The sequence below is a fragment of the uncultured Arcticibacterium sp. genome (assembly GCF_964021845.1).
GTDB lineage: Bacteria > Bacteroidota > Bacteroidia > Cytophagales > Spirosomataceae > Arcticibacterium.
Map to the genome: position 1 here is coordinate 783,815 of NZ_CAXHZC010000001.1, position 16,670 is coordinate 800,484.

14 protein-coding genes are annotated in these 16,670 nt (G+C 37.2%); 8 read left to right on the forward strand and 6 right to left on the reverse strand.

Annotation, left to right across the window (positions count from 1 at the left end; all coding sequences use genetic code 11):
* Positions 1 to 107 precede the first annotated feature (107 nt).
* Positions 108 to 1,463, reverse strand: a complete 1,356-nt coding sequence (locus AADJ06_RS03280) for a PhoPQ-activated protein PqaA family protein (RefSeq protein WP_341224972.1) — start codon at positions 1,461 to 1,463, stop codon at positions 108 to 110.
* Positions 1,464 to 1,642: 179 nt separating this feature from the next.
* Between AADJ06_RS03280 and AADJ06_RS03285 the strand changes: the two genes are divergently transcribed.
* The 3 genes from AADJ06_RS03285 (at position 1,643) to AADJ06_RS03295 (ending at position 6,154) form a co-directional block, all read left to right on the forward strand.
* Positions 1,643 to 3,046 (forward strand): metallophosphoesterase family protein, encoded by a 1,404-nt coding sequence (locus AADJ06_RS03285; RefSeq protein ID WP_341224973.1) that lies wholly within the window; start codon positions 1,643 to 1,645, stop codon positions 3,044 to 3,046.
* A gap of 81 nt (positions 3,047 to 3,127) precedes the next feature.
* On the forward strand, positions 3,128 to 3,973 hold the full coding sequence (locus tag AADJ06_RS03290; RefSeq protein WP_341224974.1) for a glycerophosphodiester phosphodiesterase family protein: 846 nt from the start codon (positions 3,128 to 3,130) through the stop codon (positions 3,971 to 3,973).
* Positions 3,974 to 4,003: 30 nt separating this feature from the next.
* Positions 4,004 to 6,154, forward strand: a complete 2,151-nt coding sequence (locus AADJ06_RS03295) for a hypothetical protein (RefSeq protein ID WP_341224975.1) — start codon at positions 4,004 to 4,006, stop codon at positions 6,152 to 6,154.
* A gap of 100 nt (positions 6,155 to 6,254) precedes the next feature.
* On the opposite strand, the gene AADJ06_RS03300 is transcribed toward AADJ06_RS03295, so the two are convergent.
* Positions 6,255 to 7,214, reverse strand: coding sequence for a methyltransferase (locus AADJ06_RS03300; protein ID WP_341224976.1), 960 nt, complete (start codon positions 7,212 to 7,214; stop codon positions 6,255 to 6,257).
* A gap of 613 nt (positions 7,215 to 7,827) precedes the next feature.
* Here AADJ06_RS03300 and AADJ06_RS03305 point away from each other — a divergent pair.
* The 4 genes from AADJ06_RS03305 to AADJ06_RS03320 are packed head-to-tail and all read left to right on the forward strand — an operon-like array spanning position 7,828 to position 12,912.
* On the forward strand, positions 7,828 to 9,036 hold the full coding sequence (locus AADJ06_RS03305; protein WP_341224977.1) for a glycoside hydrolase family 88 protein: 1,209 nt from the start codon (positions 7,828 to 7,830) through the stop codon (positions 9,034 to 9,036).
* An 11-nt stretch (positions 9,037 to 9,047) separates the two neighbouring features.
* A complete protein-coding gene (locus AADJ06_RS03310; protein ID WP_341224978.1) occupies positions 9,048 to 10,457 on the forward strand; it encodes an SLC13 family permease in 1,410 nt (469 codons plus the stop codon).
* Positions 10,458 to 11,984, forward strand: coding sequence for a galactarate dehydratase (garD, locus tag AADJ06_RS03315; RefSeq protein WP_341224979.1), 1,527 nt, complete (start codon positions 10,458 to 10,460; stop codon positions 11,982 to 11,984).
* Positions 11,985 to 11,991: 7 nt separating this feature from the next.
* Positions 11,992 to 12,912: a 5-dehydro-4-deoxyglucarate dehydratase gene (locus AADJ06_RS03320; RefSeq protein ID WP_341224980.1), complete on the forward strand. Its 921-nt coding sequence runs from the start codon at positions 11,992 to 11,994 to the stop codon at positions 12,910 to 12,912.
* 25 nt (positions 12,913 to 12,937) lie between these two features.
* Here the strand turns inward: AADJ06_RS03320 and AADJ06_RS03325 are convergent, their stop codons facing one another.
* Entirely contained in the window at positions 12,938 to 13,885 is a 948-nt protein-coding gene (locus AADJ06_RS03325) for a PsbP-related protein (RefSeq protein ID WP_341224981.1), read from the reverse strand.
* A 554-nt stretch (positions 13,886 to 14,439) separates the two neighbouring features.
* Between AADJ06_RS03325 and AADJ06_RS03330 the strand changes: the two genes are divergently transcribed.
* Positions 14,440 to 14,907, forward strand: coding sequence for a Dps family protein (locus AADJ06_RS03330; RefSeq protein ID WP_341224982.1), 468 nt, complete (start codon positions 14,440 to 14,442; stop codon positions 14,905 to 14,907).
* Between the two features lie 126 nt (positions 14,908 to 15,033).
* On the opposite strand, the gene AADJ06_RS03335 is transcribed toward AADJ06_RS03330, so the two are convergent.
* The 3 genes from AADJ06_RS03335 to AADJ06_RS03345 all read right to left on the reverse strand — a co-directional run bounded on the left by AADJ06_RS03335 (position 15,034) and on the right by AADJ06_RS03345 (position 16,639).
* Positions 15,034 to 15,813 carry a pseudouridylate synthase gene (locus tag AADJ06_RS03335; RefSeq protein ID WP_341224983.1) on the reverse strand — a complete coding sequence of 260 codons (780 nt, stop codon included), beginning with the start codon at positions 15,811 to 15,813 and terminating at the stop codon, positions 15,034 to 15,036.
* Between the two features lie 6 nt (positions 15,814 to 15,819).
* Complete coding sequence (locus AADJ06_RS03340) at positions 15,820 to 16,206, reverse strand: hypothetical protein (protein WP_341224984.1); 387 nt, start codon at positions 16,204 to 16,206, stop codon at positions 15,820 to 15,822.
* Positions 16,207 to 16,279: 73 nt separating this feature from the next.
* Positions 16,280 to 16,639, reverse strand: coding sequence for a DUF1801 domain-containing protein (locus tag AADJ06_RS03345; protein ID WP_341224985.1), 360 nt, complete (start codon positions 16,637 to 16,639; stop codon positions 16,280 to 16,282).
* Positions 16,640 to 16,670 lie beyond the last annotated feature (31 nt).

Sequence of the window (16,670 nt, forward strand, 5' to 3'; positions counted from 1 at the left end):
GGAGTAATTAAGTTTTGGACTTGTTAAGCGATTTTTAAAATAGAAAACGCCATCTCAGAAAATAAGATGGCGTTTTTTTGTGTTACAGTAGGGTTTGTTTTTTTAGTTTAAAGTAATCCTTTGGCATCCGTAACAAAGGTTCTAGTACTTTCAGTAAAAGTTCCACCAGTAGCGTCTTGGTATTTTAAATCAATGTACTGGGCTTTAAAATTACCTTTTGCATAGCTCTCCAATACATCTACACTCTCCACGTTTTTGATACCAAGGCTTTTTGAAGTCCATTCGTCATCTCTGAAATCACGGTCATCTGAATTTGCCGACCACACAATTACATCTATTAACCTATCTGCGGAGGTTTTAACGTTTATTGCCAACCCTTCTTCTGTAGTTTTGGTACTCCATGTACATGTAGGATATGCATTCTTTTGAATAGTATTACCGAAAAAGGCACCTAAGGCTTCTAAAGCTTGCTCGCCACCAGCTAGGTCATGACCAGCATTTGGCACTATATGAATATAGTTTTCACCTGGAATGCTGTCATAATAGTTTTTCATAGCGTCTATTGGCCAGTAGGGGTCATTGGTTCCAATGAAAATCATCTTAGGCATGTCTAGCTTCTTTCTGTAAGAATATGGGTCAATCATGTCTACCAAATATTTGCCAGTATCAGAAGCCATAGATTGAGGTATTTCAAGAGCTACATAGTCTTGAATTTCGATGCTGTAATCGTTCCAAGTAGAAATTTGATATTGTAAACTTGTTGGCATGTTTAATACATCAATCACCATTGGGCCTATAGCTTCCACTCTGTTATCTTGAGAGCCAGTAAGCCATGTAGTCCATCCTCTTTTTGAAAGGCCTGAGATAGTGAATTTTTCTATCTTCTTGTTTAAGTTTTGCTCTCCAAATTCCTGTACGGCATCCATACCTCTTACAGCACTTTTGACCATAGGGAAAAGAAGTGGCCACTCGTAGTTTCCGTCTTTTTTGAAATTATGAAGGGTATAAGAAATCAAGGCGTCTTCTGTGAGGTCGCCAAAGAGCGGTTGATTAGGTGTTTGTCTTAACAGAGAAACCACGGCCTTGTTTTTTAAAGCAATGTTTGCCAGTCCAGTGGCTAAATCATCTGTATTGCTTCTTAAGGTCGGTTCACTTTCTTTATTTTTACCTCCCGAAATGAACAAAAGAGAACTGGTGTAATCTACTTCTGTAGGTACAAAAACGGTTAGTTGATGTTTCCAAGTAATGCCTTGCCATACTTGCGATGTCATGATGAGTTGGTAGCCTTTGATACCTTCTAGTTCAAAACTGTCTGTAACCGACCATTGAAAAGCAGTGTCGGGTTTAGCAACATAGCTTTCTAAAGCGTTTGTAGAATTGACAACATGTTTTGGCTCTTTTCTGCATGATTGAAAAAGCAGGCAAGAAGCTAAGATTGAAAAAATAAGTGTTTTAGTCTTCATTGATAAATGATTGAAAATTGGCATATAGCCATGGTGAATAAGATGTTTTTTGAAAATACTTTTAAAACCGAATAGTCCATTTTGATGGACTGGAAGTCTTATAGGTGAATATCGGGAAATATTCGAGGTGAGAACTTTAACAAAAATAGTAATCTATTGTAAATAAATCAAAGATAAATATGAAACTTAATGATAAGTTAAAGTGCTTTAAAATAGTGTTTTATGTGCTTTTTCTTTGCTCAATCATAAGCCCAGTTATTGCTCAAAACATAGAGCATTCTCATGGAGGAAATAAGCACAGTCATGGTTACGATAATCTAGACTCTTTGATGAGTCAATTTCAAGACCATAAATTACTTTTTCCGAGTAATGTTCCTGATAGAATAATTTTAAATCTGACGGAAGACCCAACTACTTCTGTGGCAGTAAACTGGAGAACTTCTTTAAATGTTACGGAGGGTTTTATACAATATGGTAAAGCTACGCATGGTCCTGAATTCAGAAAGAATCCGAGTACTATTAAAGCAATTACGGAAAGCTTAACAGTGGCAAGGGAAGGAGAGCCCATAGTTAAAGCTAATTATCATTCCGGTATCATAAAAAACTTAGAGCCTGGCCAGAAGTACGTTTATAGAGTAGGGGCTGGTGATGCTTGGAGCGAATGGTTTCAGGTGAGTATGCCGGGCACAGATTCGCCGATTTCTTTTGTTTACTTTGGCGATGCCCAAAATGATGTGAAGTCTATGTGGTCTAGAATCATAAGAGAAGCCTACCATACTATGCCGCAGATGGATTTTTTGCTTCATGCAGGTGATTTAATCAACAGGCATGATAGAGACGTGGAATGGGGAGAGTGGTTTCATGCAGGAGGTTTTATCCATTCACAAGTTCCTAGTATTATGACTCCGGGAAACCATGAGTATAGAGATGTTAAGCTTTCACCGCAATGGCAGCCACAATTTAATTTGCCAAAAAATGGTGTGCCAGGTTTAGAGGAAACTTGTTATGAAATTAACTATCCTGAAATGAAGGTGATTTCATTAGATGCAGAGCAAATTGATGAGTCTGTGTATTATAGAAAAGCTCAGGCCGACTGGTTAGATTCGGTTTTGACCTATAATCCTAAAAAGTGGACCGTAATTACGTTTCACTATCCAATATATTCTACAAAGCCAAACCGCGACAACGTTAAGCTGAGAGATGCTTTCAAACCTATTTTTGACAAGCATAAGGTGGATTTAGTATTGCAAGGTCATGACCATGCTTATGGCAGAGGAACTGCCGATAACGTAAGCACAGGCTCTTCAGTGAAGTCAAAAGAAGCGGGAACTATGTACGTGGTGTCTGTAAGTGGACCTAAAATGTACGACATGACTTACGAAGAAAGTTGGATGCAGCGTAAAGCCGAAAACACACAGCTGTTTCAGGTAATTACAGTGGCAGAAGACTTAGTGCACTATAAGGCATTTACCGGTACCGGAGATTTATATGATTCATTCATTTTAAAGAAGAATGGAGATAAGCCAAACGTACTTATAAATCAGGTTCCAGACACCCCAGAAAGAAGACACATAAAAGAATAAACAATTATTATTCAACCATAAAAAAAGAGGGTTTATAGTCATGAAAACTTATTAATAGCCTTCTCGACTTTGTACTTTACTATGAAAATTAAATATTTAGCAAAATCAGTATTGTTCTTCTTTTTAGTTAGTCCTGTGGCCATGGCCCAGGACTATCTTCAAGAAGTTTTTTTTGCTCAAGATGCCTCTAAAGTCTTAGTAGCAGCTCATAGAGCGGCTCATAATTTTGCTCCAGAAAACTCCCTTCTTGCTGTAGAAAACGCCATAAGAGAGGGAATAGATATTATAGAAATTGACATAAAAACCTCAAAAGATGGTATTCCTATGCTTATGCATGATGGCACCATAGACCGCACTACCAACGGTACAGGGAAGCTAGAAAACTATACGTTTGAAGAGTTAAGAATGCTTCGCTTAAAGAATGTGGATGGCACACTAAGTGAACACCAAATCCCAACGTTAGCGGAGGTTTTTCAATTGACCAAAGGCCATATTCTGATTGACTTGGATTTGAAATTGAAGAACATCAAACCGGTTATTGCGGAGGTTCAAAAATCGGCCATGCAGTCGCAAGTATTCTTTTTTGATAGCGATTATGGCGTTTTAAAGAAAATTAAAAGGATAGACCCCAGTTTATACTTGATGCCTAGAACACATTCTGACAAAGAAGTTGCAAAGGCCATTCGAATTTTTGACCCAGTTATAGTACATATAGACCCTAGTTTTTATACAAAAGCTTTAGTGGATGATTTGAAAGCTAAAAACATCAAGGTTTGGATTAATGCATTTGGCGACGTTGATAAATCATTGACCAGCGGAAGTAGCAAACGTTTAATGGACTTCCTAAAAAATGGAGCTAATGTTTTGCAAACAGACCAACCAGAAAAAATGATTTCCGCCCTTAAAGCAGAGGGTTTACATCACTAGAAAACAACAGAAATTTAAAATTAAATTGCTATGAGAATTTCCTTATTGCTCGCACTTTTTTTGTCTTGCTGTTTCGCTGTTTTAGCACAGCAAGAAGACCAACCATTTAAACAGTACCTTTCTGTAAAGTATAACGTTTCAGAAGAGTTTTTGGCGGCAACGCCAAAGAAATTGGTGGTGGATTATAATGACGCTGTTTATATTTTGACCGATAAAGGTGTTTTTAAGGAATTTCCTGATAATCAGGTAGCAAAAGACAATAGCTACGCATCAATTGCTTTCAAAACTGCCCTTGATATTACTACTAGAGAAACATCTGGTGAGCTGTATTATTTATATCAAGATGGCTTTTTGTCAAACGCTTTTGCAGGGCGAATAGGAGTAAAGTTTGATAAAACAAAGGCCTATAAATTAATGGCCGTTAATGCAAAGGGTGAAGTTTTGTTACTGGCAGATAAGCATGCAACATTATATGACGGCAATGTCAAAAAGAGTGATTTTACTACGCCAGAACAGCTAACAAAGCTTTATGCTTTCAATGGTGGTTTTTACGCTCATTCCAAAACAGCTATATACAAACTAGGTGCTAAATCTTGGCAGAAGATTTATACGGGTGCAGGCATTGCTAGTTTGGCTTTTGCTGGAGCAAACATTTATGTAGGAACCGATAAGGGCTATTTGAGTATTGACCCTGCGGGCAATTCAATACAAAAACTAGAAAGTGCCTTGCCAGTGGTTAGTATCAGTAATTTGGCGATAAGCCCAGACAAAGGTTTATGGTTTGCGACAGCACAAGGAGCTTTTACAAAAGAAACAGACCGTTACAGGTATTTTGCGTCAAAAAGATGGCTGAATAGCGATAAGGTAATTGATATGGACATAGACAGCAAAGGCAATGTCTTTCTTTTGACCTCAGATGGTTTGAATCAAATCAATGCGGCTTCCATGACTTTGGCCGATAAGGCTACATTTTTTCAAGACAGAATTAGAAAACACTTTTTACGCTATGGTTTTGTGTGTGCTCCACGCCTTACCACACCTTATGATTTTAGTTCAGAGCATATTATAGACCATGATAATGACGGACTATGGACTTCTTTTTATTTAGGCAGTCAGGCTTTTAGGTATGCCACCACAAAGGAGAAAGAAGCGAAAAGGTACGCTTGGGAGTCTTTTGCACCTTTTGAAAGAATTATTGACATTAATCCAATTGAAGGTTTCCCTGCCAGAACTTTTGAGCGTGAAGGTTTTAAAGTATCTGATTTAGAAAGATGGCGAATGTCTCAAGAGGAAGGTTGGGAATGGAAAGGCACCACTAGCTCTGATGAGTACATTGCTTACCTTTTTGTGGCCGCTGTGATGGACCAGTTTGTGTCGGAATCTAAAGAAGAAAAGCAGCGTGTAGCAAACTTTATAGATGCCATTATGACACATATTATTACCAACGACCATAAATTTATAGACCATGACGGCAAGCCAACTACATGGGGGAGATGGGACCCTGAATATGTGGAAATGTATCCAAAACATGTGTATGACAGAAAGCTAAATAGTACGCACTTAATTACTGGATTACAGCTGGCTTATAAGCTTACAGGTAAGGAGATTTTCAAAACAGAGATGTATAAGATGATAGACGAGTATGGCTATCTGGAAAATATGATGGCAAGTTTGAAAGAAATGCGTGCCGACTCTATTCCTTATATGGAGTATACCATGGGCGATTCTTGGAATCACTCGGATGATGAAATGGCATTTTTGACTTACTGGCCAATGTATCATTATGCTCTCAATGATGACTTGAAAAAGAAGTATGCTTGGATTATTGACGAGCACTGGGAAGTAGAATTACCAGAAAGAAATGCTGCATGGAATTTATTGACTTATGGTACTTCTGGTAAAATAAACACAGAAGATGTTTTTTGGCATTTGCGTGAGTTTGGTTTAGACCAAATGGAATACGTCGTAAAAAACTCACACAGAAAAGACCTTAAACTATTGCCTCCAAACTTCAGAGGGCAAACCACAGAAGTACTCCTAACGCCAGGCGAAAGAAGAACGCACAGGCATAATGCAAATCCTTTTAGACTAGATGGCGGAAGCCCAGGAACGTCTATTTTAGCAGGTGATGAATACCTATTACCATATTGGATGGCAAGGTATTTAGGGATTTTGAAGTAGTTTCTGGAAATGTGAAGACATTAGTTTTGTCAGTTTGGGCGAAGGTCCTGCTTGCCGCCAGAAAACGAGAACAGTCCTTAAATGAGTTCAAAAGAGTGTTTCAAGCTATCCGCTCACAAACCCAAATATTCCGAGTGAATTTTGATTTTCCTTTTTTGTCTACTGTGCAGAAATCAGTGACTTTTAGTCCTAACTTCTTGATTTTGGATTCTATATCTAGAATAGAAACAATGATTACGCGTTCGCTTAGTTTAGCTGCTGATTCTATGATGTTTGTGATGATGCTATCATCAGCGTAGGAGTATAAATTATATGGCAGGTCAATGATTACTGCGTGGTACTGTTGGTCAAGGTCCTTAATGTCGGAGCAGTGTACTTTGGCAGTATAATTATAGTATGCTAAGTTTTCTCTGCTGTGTTTAACGGCCTTATAGTTTATATCACAGCCTTCTATCTGGAATCCAGCGAAACAGGCTTCTAACATGGCGGTGCCCACACCGCAGCAGCCGTCTAAAAGGGTATTGGTTTTTAGACCCTTGGAAGCTATGCTAACGAGCGTTTTAGCAATATCCATGTTGATGGAATTGCTAAAAGAGCATGGTTTTTTCTTGTGCTCATGCCAGCCTATTTGATGCTTTACTAAAATGCCGAAATACCAAGTATTTTTTTGACAGCATATGGCATAGGTTATGGATGGGTTTTCAAAATCTGGTTCACCTTCTATACAGTGGCCTATGTCGTTTTGCTTAATACGTCTATCGGTAAAATGTGTAGAATCACCTTCCAAAATTAAATAATCGACATTAAATCCTTCAATATGGATATCCTTGGTTTTAACCTTTTCTAAGAGTAATTCATAACTAGGGGCAGAAAGAATTATGTCCAATCTTGCTTTTATAAATGGACTGATGCTCGGGTTTATTTTGTTATCAGAAAAAAGTACCTTATCATTTGCCTCTTTCTCAAATAACTGTCTAGATTCTAACTTACTTAATTCCGTATGATGGATGTCGTATTTAAAGGAATATAGGTAGTCGTATTTAGTTTTTTCTAATGTCAATTTTTTGTTTTTTCTTGTTGGCTGGTCAAATCAGCTACTATGGTCGCTAATCTACTCAAGAAGTTTATGAAATAAGTACTTGCAAGCTAATTTGATACTATAAGGTGGTGGGTAATTATAATCCTTGGCTTTATAGCAGAATGACAATATTTAAGATATAACCAAGAGATAACACCTCATAAGTCAGGAAAGGTCTGAGAATTAAGTCGGCTTATACCTGAAAATAAAAGGTGAATGTTAAGAGTGTTGTTTTTGTAAAGGCAAGGGAAAATGGAGAGCTTCTGTGTAATCTCCTTCATGATGTATTAGGAGATGGTTTCAGTTTAGTAAAAAAAGGCCTTGTGCCTTTCGGCATCGTTCCCGACAACGATTGCGTTAATTAATCTACTTTTTTATTATTAAAATACAATCTTCAGGGTTAAAATTGTATCAGCGTAGATGCAGCATGCTCTACCTTTTTACCTAATTTCTTACATATACAGTTTAAGGTTTATGGCGAAGGTACTTGTTAGTCATCCAGAGTAATGGGTGCCTTCGTTTTGTTTTAATCATTTTATTAAGTCGTTCTCAATACAAATCCACGCAATCTTTTATTAATTTTTACTTGTACATCATGTTTAGACGTAACCCAATTCTCTTTTTTCTTTTAGCCACTGTTCTATTTACTGCATGCCAAACTGAATCAGAAGAGAGTCAAGAAAAAAATGAAATTTCAAATGAGCTTAAATGGTCAGAAAGAATGGCTCTATCTATTTTAAATAGAAATCCAGACCCAAGAACTTTAGTAAGCAAGCAAAAAACAAAATGGAATTATAAGACAGGTTTAGTTATGAGCTCTTTAGAGCGTCTTCACAAAGAAACTAATAAGGAAATATACTTTGATTACATGCGTGATTTTGCTGATAAGCTTATTAACGAGAATGGAATAATCTTGGAATACGATTTAGGCAGTTATAATATTGATAATATTAATGCCGGGAAGTACTTGTTCTACATGAACGATAAATCAGAAGACAAGCGTTATCGTGATGCCTTAGATACTCTAAGAAGCCAACTAGAAACACATCCTCGTACTAATGCAGGTGGTTTTTGGCATAAAAAAATATACCCTTATCAGATGTGGCTAGATGGGCTTTACATGGGAGCACCTTTTTATGCCAAGTATAATGTAATGTATGAGCATGGCGACAAACTAGATGATGTGATTCACCAATTTGATGAAATACAAAAGAACCTTAAAGACGAAAAAACGGGGCTTTTTTATCATGGTTGGGATGAAAGCAGACAAATGGATTGGGCTGATAAAGAGACAGGACGCTCTCCTGAATTTTGGTTAAGGTCGCTTGGGTGGTATGCGATGGCCTTGGTAGATGTTATTGATATTCTGCCAGAAGATTACCCGAAAAGAGATAGTCTAATTTCTTATCTAGATGATTTTTCAGCTAGCCTTTTAAATTTTCAAGATAAAGAAACCGGACTCTGGTATCAAGTGCCGACTGAACCTGAAAAAGCTGGGAATTATTTAGAAAGCTCCGGTTCAGCTATGATTACTTATGCTTTTGCGAGAGCGGCTCATCAAGGTTATATAGATGAATCTTTTTTAACGGCAGCAGAAAAGGCTTATGATGGAATTATTCATAACTTAATAGAGGTAGAAGAAGACGGTACGGTTAATATTAAGCAGGTGTGTCAAAGTGCAGGTTTAGGTGGAGACCCTTATAGAAATGGTACTTATGATTACTATATTAGTGAGCCCATGTTAGTAAATGATATTCATGCATTGGGTCCTTTTATTTTGGCTTCGTTAGAATTGGATAAGTAAAAAATTATAGCATGAGCTCTATCTTTATTATTTTGATAGCCACTGCGGTGGTACTTTTTTGTATCATTCGTTTAAAACTTCATGCTGCTATTTCTCTATTAATTGCGGCTCTTCTAACAGCTTTACTTACCACGCCTGAAATGATAATGGCGTTCGGAGAGCAAAAAGGAATGTCTTCGGCAGAAATCACTTCGCTTACACACTTGACCGTGGGTAAGCGGCTCGCTATAGCTTTCGGAAACACCAGTGCTAAAATTGGAATTCTAATTGCTTTAGCGTCTATTATAGGTACTTCGCTCATGCGAAGCGGTGCTGCCGATCGCATTATAAGAGGTTTGTTAAACCTATTTGGAAAAAAGAACACCTCCCTAGCTTTACTTTCAGGTAGTTTTACATTGGCTATTCCTGTGTTTTTTGATACTGTGTTTTACTTGATGATACCACTCGTCAAAACATTGACCATTCGCGAACCACGCAAATTCAGTCTTTACTTAATGACCATTATTGCTGGTGGAGTTATGGCACATTCGCTTATTCCACCTACTCCAGGACCGCTATTTGTAGCAGAAGAAATGGGAATTGACCTAGGAGCTATGATAATAGGAGGTCTGGTAATTGGTTCTATAACTGTTCTGGCGGGTTATTTATATGCCCTCTGGGCCAATAAACGATGGGATTTACCAATGAGAGACACGGCAGATATTAGTGTGAAGGAGTTAGAGAAGTTTTCATTAAAGTCAACATCAGAACTTCCATCCTTATCATGGTCGCTGCTGCCTATTATTCTTCCTTTGTTTTTAATTACAGGCAATACCTTTTCATCCGTTTGGTTAGCAAAGGATAGCCTTGCTAAAGGCGTTTTTGAGACCATTGGCGATGCTAATATTGCCTTATTTATTGCCGCTATTTTGTCCTTATGGATTTTATGGAAACATCTTATTGACCAAAGCTTATTTAAGAAATATATAACTGAGGCTTTAACTAGTGCCGGAATGATTATTCTGATAACATCGGCAGGAGGAGCCTTCGGTCAAATGTTACAACAAACCGGAATAGGCTCTCAAATAGGAGCAATGGCATCAAATTATCAAGTGGCATTATTGCCAATGGCTTTTGTTATTACAGCTCTGGTTAGGTCTGCACAGGGTTCTGCTACGGTGGCCATGATTACCGCTATGGGTGTAATGAGTGGCGTGGTAAATGCAGAATTAACCTTTCATCCTGTATATTTAGCTTTAGCTATAGGCTGTGGTTCTAAGATATTTGCTTGGATGAACGATAGTGCTTTTTGGATAATCACTGAAATGAGTGGGATGGAAGTAAAAGAGACACTGAGGCATTTTTCTGCTTTACTTATGGTCATGGCTTTAGCAGGTTTAGTGTCTATTATGATTTTGTCAACCCTATTTCCTTTTGCATAAATGAAGGCTGAAATACTCGTAATTAAATTATCTGATTTGGATAATGTGGCTGTGGTGCCACATGCCAAGGGCTTGCAGAAAGGAACTGCATTAGAAAACGGGCTGATAGTACAAGAATATATCCCAATGGGGCATAAAGTAGCCATAGAAGATATATTAAAGGGAGAGAGTATTACCAGATACGGTCAAAAAATAGCAATCGCCATAGAAGATATAAAAGCAGGAAACTGGGTGAATGAGCATAAAATATCGCTTCCTGTTCCGCCAGATTTAGATAGTATTTTATATAAAAAACCTACGGTTCAAAAAACGACACCTTTAGAAGGATACACTTTTGATGGATATAAAAATGCTGACGGAAGTGTAGGTACTAAAAATTTACTTGCTATATCAAACAGCGTTCAGTGTGTAGCGGGTTTAACAGAATTTGTAGTAAAAAAAATAAAGAAAGAGTTCCTTCCAAAATACCCAAATGTAGACGGGGTGGTAGGACTAAATCATTCCTATGGATGTGGGGTGGCCATTAACGCTCCAGGGGCTATTGTGCCTATAAGGACATTGAAAAATATAGCATTAAATCCAAATTTTGGTGGTCACGCTTTGGTTATTGGGCTGGGCTGTGAAAAATTAAGACCTGAAAGTATTGTTAATAATGCTAGTGACGATACATCTGTCTTCTACATGCAAAGTGAGTCCAACGAAGGCTTCATGGCGATAGTGGATGATGTTATGAATTTGGCTGAAAAGCATTTAAAAGTCTTAAATAAAAGGAAAAGAGTAACCTGCCCAGCTTCTGATTTAGTGGTGGGCATGCAGTGTGGTGGTAGTGATGCATTTTCTGGAATTACGGCTAATCCAGCCGCAGGTTTTGCAGCGGACCTCATTGTAAGTGCTGGTGGTAGTGTGATGTTTTCCGAGGTAACAGAAGTGCGAGACGCCATACATTTACTAATACCAAGAGCTGTGGATGAAATGGTAGCTGAAGCCTTAAAAAGAGAAATGCTGTGGTATGATGATTATTTAAAATTGGGCGAAGCAGACAGAAGTGCCAACACATCGCCAGGGAATAAACGAGGCGGTCTGAGTACCATAGTGGAGAAAGCATTGGGTTCTATTGCGAAGTCCGGTACCTCGCCCATTGTTGACGTTTTAGGACCCGGTGAAAAAATAAGGAAGAAAGGATTGAACTTTGCAGCTACGCCAGCAGGTGATTTTGTTTGTGGAACACTACAGCTAGCTTCAGGCATGAATATGCACGTATTTATGACTGGTAGAGGAACGCCCTATGGACTTGCAGAAGTTCCTGTAATTAAGGTTAGTACCAATTCTGTTTTAAGTAAAAGGTGGTTTGACCTAATAGATTTGGATACAGGACAAATAGCTTCAGGAACTAAATCTATTGAAGAAATGGGCTGGGAGCTTTTTAAAATGATTTTGGATGTGGCCAGCGGTAAAATGCAGGTGGCAGCTGATAAACTAGAATTACATAATGACTTGGTACTTTTCAATCCAGGTCCGTTAACATAAAAAAGTAATGAACTTACAGAAAATTATTGATGCCTTAGGCAATGGCCTTTTATCTTTTCCTATTACAGACATGGACTCGGCAGGGAATTTTGACCAGAAGTCTTATGAAAACAGGTTAGAATGGTTTAGTTCAAAAGAGATTTCATCTGTTTTTGTAGCAGGCGGAACGGGCGAGTTTTTCTCTTTGTCAAAAGAAGAATATGGTCAAATAATTCATAGTGCTGCAAAGATAGTAGGGGAACGTTTACCTGTAATTTCGAGTGTAGGTAGAAGCATTCCTGAGTCTATAGAATTTGCTAAAATGGCAGAAGAAGCAGGCATTCACGCCCTTTTATTAATGCCACCATATTTAACAGGATGCCCTAAAGATGGTTTGGTAAAGTATGCGGAAACGATTATGAATAGTACATCATTACCAGTAATTTACTATAACAGAGGGAATGGTATTTTATCAGCACCAGAAATAAAAGAGCTGGCGGATAAGTGTGAGAATTTTGTTGGCCTAAAAGACGGCACCGGAAATATGCAGGAGCTGAATGAAATCATTAAAACAGTAGGAGATAGGCTGGTTTATATTGGTGGTGTGCCCACTGCGGAGATTATCTCAGAAGCTTATTTAGCTATTGGTGTCAATACTTATTCTTCGGCGGTTTTTAATTTTGTACCAGATATGGCTATTTGCTTTTATAAAGCTCTGCGTGCAGGAGAAAAAGAAATTGTGACGCAAATTATCAAAGAGTTCTTTATTCCATTTGTGAATCTTAGAAGTAAGAAGTCTGGTTATGCGGTTAGCCTTATTAAAGAAGGGGCTATACTGATAGACCAGAGTGCGGGTGATGTAAGAGCTCCTTTAGTAATGCCCAATGCGGAAGAATCTAAAATTCTAGAAGGCTTAATTAGCAAGGCAAATGAACTAGCTAAAAGGTAAAACACTCGCCAGAGTGTGAGGAATCTTATTTCTTTCTTTTAAAGGTTTTGATAATGCTTTGAATCTCTTTAAAGGTTTCTTTGCTACTGGCTAAATAATTAGCCACAAAAATGTAGTACGTGTTGTCTGAGTCAAACAGAATAACCTGATACATTTCGTCAGTGGCGTTATCGCTAGTTTGGGCAAAAAGTTCGAAACCCTTGAGTTCGTCAATTTTAATATCGTTTATTCCTCTGTTCTCAATAATATTATAGTTTTCAGGGTATTCTTTTAGCCTTGAGATGCAAAACGATTTTTTATCTTGGATTGCCATTTTAGCAAAAGACTTGTCAACAATTAGTGTCGCCTTGTCAGGGCTTTCAGTTGGAGTTTTTAGGTCTCTATTGAAAAGTATCGCATTTCCCATTACAGAGTGAAGCTTTAATGTGCTTACACCCTCATCTATGGTGTAGTTTAAGGCTTCTCTTGGGTTGATTTCCAAGTTTGTATCTATAACAGTGGTCAGTATACTTTCTTTAATTTTCTCTCCTAAAACCGTATTGTCTTGAAGGTAAACACCATTTATAAAGGTGGTTTGTGTTTCATTTCCATAGATTAAAAGTAGCTTCGAAAATATCATTCCATTGGCAGCTTGGTCTAGCTTAATTAGTAAGCCATCGAACTTATTAACTTTGATGCTTTTCTTGCTTTTCAACTCCATTCCTCTTGCTTTTAGTCCTTCAGAGTCGAAGCCCTTTGTGATTTCGGCGTAAGGTCCAGGGATTTCAATTGCCATAATCATAGAGGTTTGGTCCAAAGGTTTTGCAAAGCCTTTGAAATTACTGGAGGATTCAAATTCGGTTGGAGGAATCATGAATATGTTAGTCCCTTCTATTTGGACATGGTTCTCGGATTTCTCTGTTGGTAATACCTGTCCAAAACTGATAAAAGAAATGAAAAGTAGAAAAGCTGTGTACCTAACTTTGTATATCATATTTTCCCAAATAGCAATAATTTCGATTTGCTCAAAAATATTAAAATAGTTCTAGAAAGCAACAGTTTAAATGGTCTATTCGGTCGCACTAAGTGTCTTAAAAAGGACTATTGCCTCAACTTAGTTTAGATATATATGAAAATTAGTAAGCTAGTTAATTTCTATATTAGATGATTATTTGCCGATAAGATAAATTTGTATTGGAAATTATAACCGCTCGTCATATTAAAGATTTTGGTGGAGTTTTCTCCATACTTGATTCATGAATTAGCTGTAACTAATAACAGAGCAAGAAAAGACCTGCAATTATTATCACTAGTAATCATCTGCTACTATAAGGAGCAACTAGGTTTGTATAAAAAGGGCAATAGGGAGACACCCTCAATATGGAAAGGCTACACTCTTTTTAGGTGTAATCTCTATTAGCTATTCTTTGGAAACGAAATTACAAATGTCGTTTTAGGTCAAAACCATTAATGCCTGCGAGCGAAGTAACCAAAGTCACATTAAATTAATCAAATCGGAATTACCTTTATAAAAACAAAAAGAAAAGTATGAAGAACTTAGTAGGAATAGACAAGGACAAGGCAGAAAAATTGAGCAATAAGCTAAATGATTTATTAGCTAATTATCAGTTGTTTTATCAAAACTTAAGAGGACTACACTGGAACATAAAAGGTAGAGAGTTTTTTGAATTACACTTGAAATTCGAAGAGTTGTATAACGATGCCATTCTTAAAGTGGATGAAATAGCCGAACGTATATTAACTTTAGAAGCGGAGCCTTTACATACATTTTCTGATTACCTGGAAACAGCAGAAATTAAAGAAGAAAAAAGTGTTACTGTAGGTAAGCAAGGTATTGAAATTGTGGTTAAAAACTTCTCTACTTTGATACAAAAAGAGCGTGTAATTCTTTCTTTAGCAGCGGATGCTGAAGATGAAGGTACCGTAAGCTTGATGAGTGATTATATTTCTCAAACAGAGAAAACCTTATGGATGCTAAATTCTTATTTGAGATAATTTCAGTGAATTTAAAGAAATTGGTTTGAGGATTTCATACTTATTGGAGAGTGGTAAACCCTAAATAATCTTTGATTTTTTTGCTTGAAATTTGAGGGTAGATGGATTGGTGGATTTTGAAGTATTTTACCTAGGCTCATCTTCTATCAAAATTCCATCTAGCATGTGACCTAAAATAGGTCTGCACTTTTCGTCGCAAGCCGGGTAAAATTCGCCATGCTTCCATTGGTCTGATTTAGGTGATTGTCCCCACCAAAACTCTGCCATGGCTATGGGTTTCATTTGATTTTGAAAAGCATATTGGAGTAATTTTGGCGTAGCACATTCTCCTGCACCAGCTGGCGGATTGCTGTTTAAATTATGGCTGAATATTTCTCTTATGTTTTTCTGTACGCCATGAGTATTTAGAAAGTTATAATGGTCGAAAAGCGTATTTTGAAGGCTTTGAGAATGACTTTTCCTTATTTCTTTAAGCTTGTCAATTTCCTCTTCTCTGGCTATACCCTTTAGTGACTTGATTTTTTCACCCATCTGGGTCAATTCCGCCATGCCTATGTTTAAAAAACTACCTTCCTCTAAGGCGTCAAACACAGGTGGAACAAATCGCGTGTGGATATTTCCTCCTGCTAGCTTACCAGAGAAAGCCGCTAAATAGCCTAATTCGCCATTGATATTTTTGACGACCATCACACCAAACATTTTTCCAATGATTGGCCCTTTCATTTCAGGGTCTAAACCAAAGTTGTGAATCCAATCCTTTTGTGTAGCTAAATAGTTTTGAAGTTCCTCAACTGCTAATTGACAAACAGGGTGTACGTCATAATCGAACGGGTAGGTAAAGCGTTCTGGCAACTCACTTATATTATGAGGAGTATTTAATAGGTTAAAGTGTTTTTCTTTTTTCAATTATATCTAAAATCCATTTTTTTTGCTACCAACTAAACCTAATATTCCAATGGGCAAAAGTAAAATCCATTGTTCTGTGAATACGTTTTGAAAGAAACTAGAAATAATAAAAGAAAACGAAAAAAGAATATAAAGGTAGCTTATGAATGAGATTAACTTTGGGTTGAAGCGTCGTATCTTATTTTTCGCATATAAGAAATATAATAGGGTTGTTGCAAAAAGTACAATGGTTACCATATGCCAAACGCTCAACAATTGAGTTTTAACACTTTTACTTAATCCACTTTCCAGCATCGGATTTACCAAATCTAATTGTCCACCTATTAAATGTAAAATGGCTGTTAAAGCGTTTAAAGTGCCTGCTACCAATAAATAGTAATTATATTTTTTCAAGTCTTCATCTCTTTTGAGTTTTAAAGATAATGGGGAAGAACAGGAGATAAAAGAGAAATGAATAACTTGATAATTACTTTATAGTGATAGTCCCATTTCTGTATAAGTCCAAAGCCTGGTTTAGCAGCATTTCTATGACTTCTATAGGTAAATCGTCCGAAGGATTAACCGAGAATGTTTTCATTCTGGCTCGTTTTCCTATTTCTAAATTGGGGTGCTCTAAAAGTTTTCCTTCTACAAAGAGAATATACGGATGGTCAGTCTTTTTATCTGTCCACAGATAGCAAAACATCTTTTTTTTGTAACAGAAGCATGGCATGCCGTATTTGGTAGTTTCGCTTACTAGTTTATCTTGAGCTAAAATAATATCTCGCAAAGTTAGCAAGCAACTTTTTATAGGTTCTTCCTTAGAGAGATAATACTGGTCGTTCATGTTATAGAGTTGATGCCATAAATTGGCACAT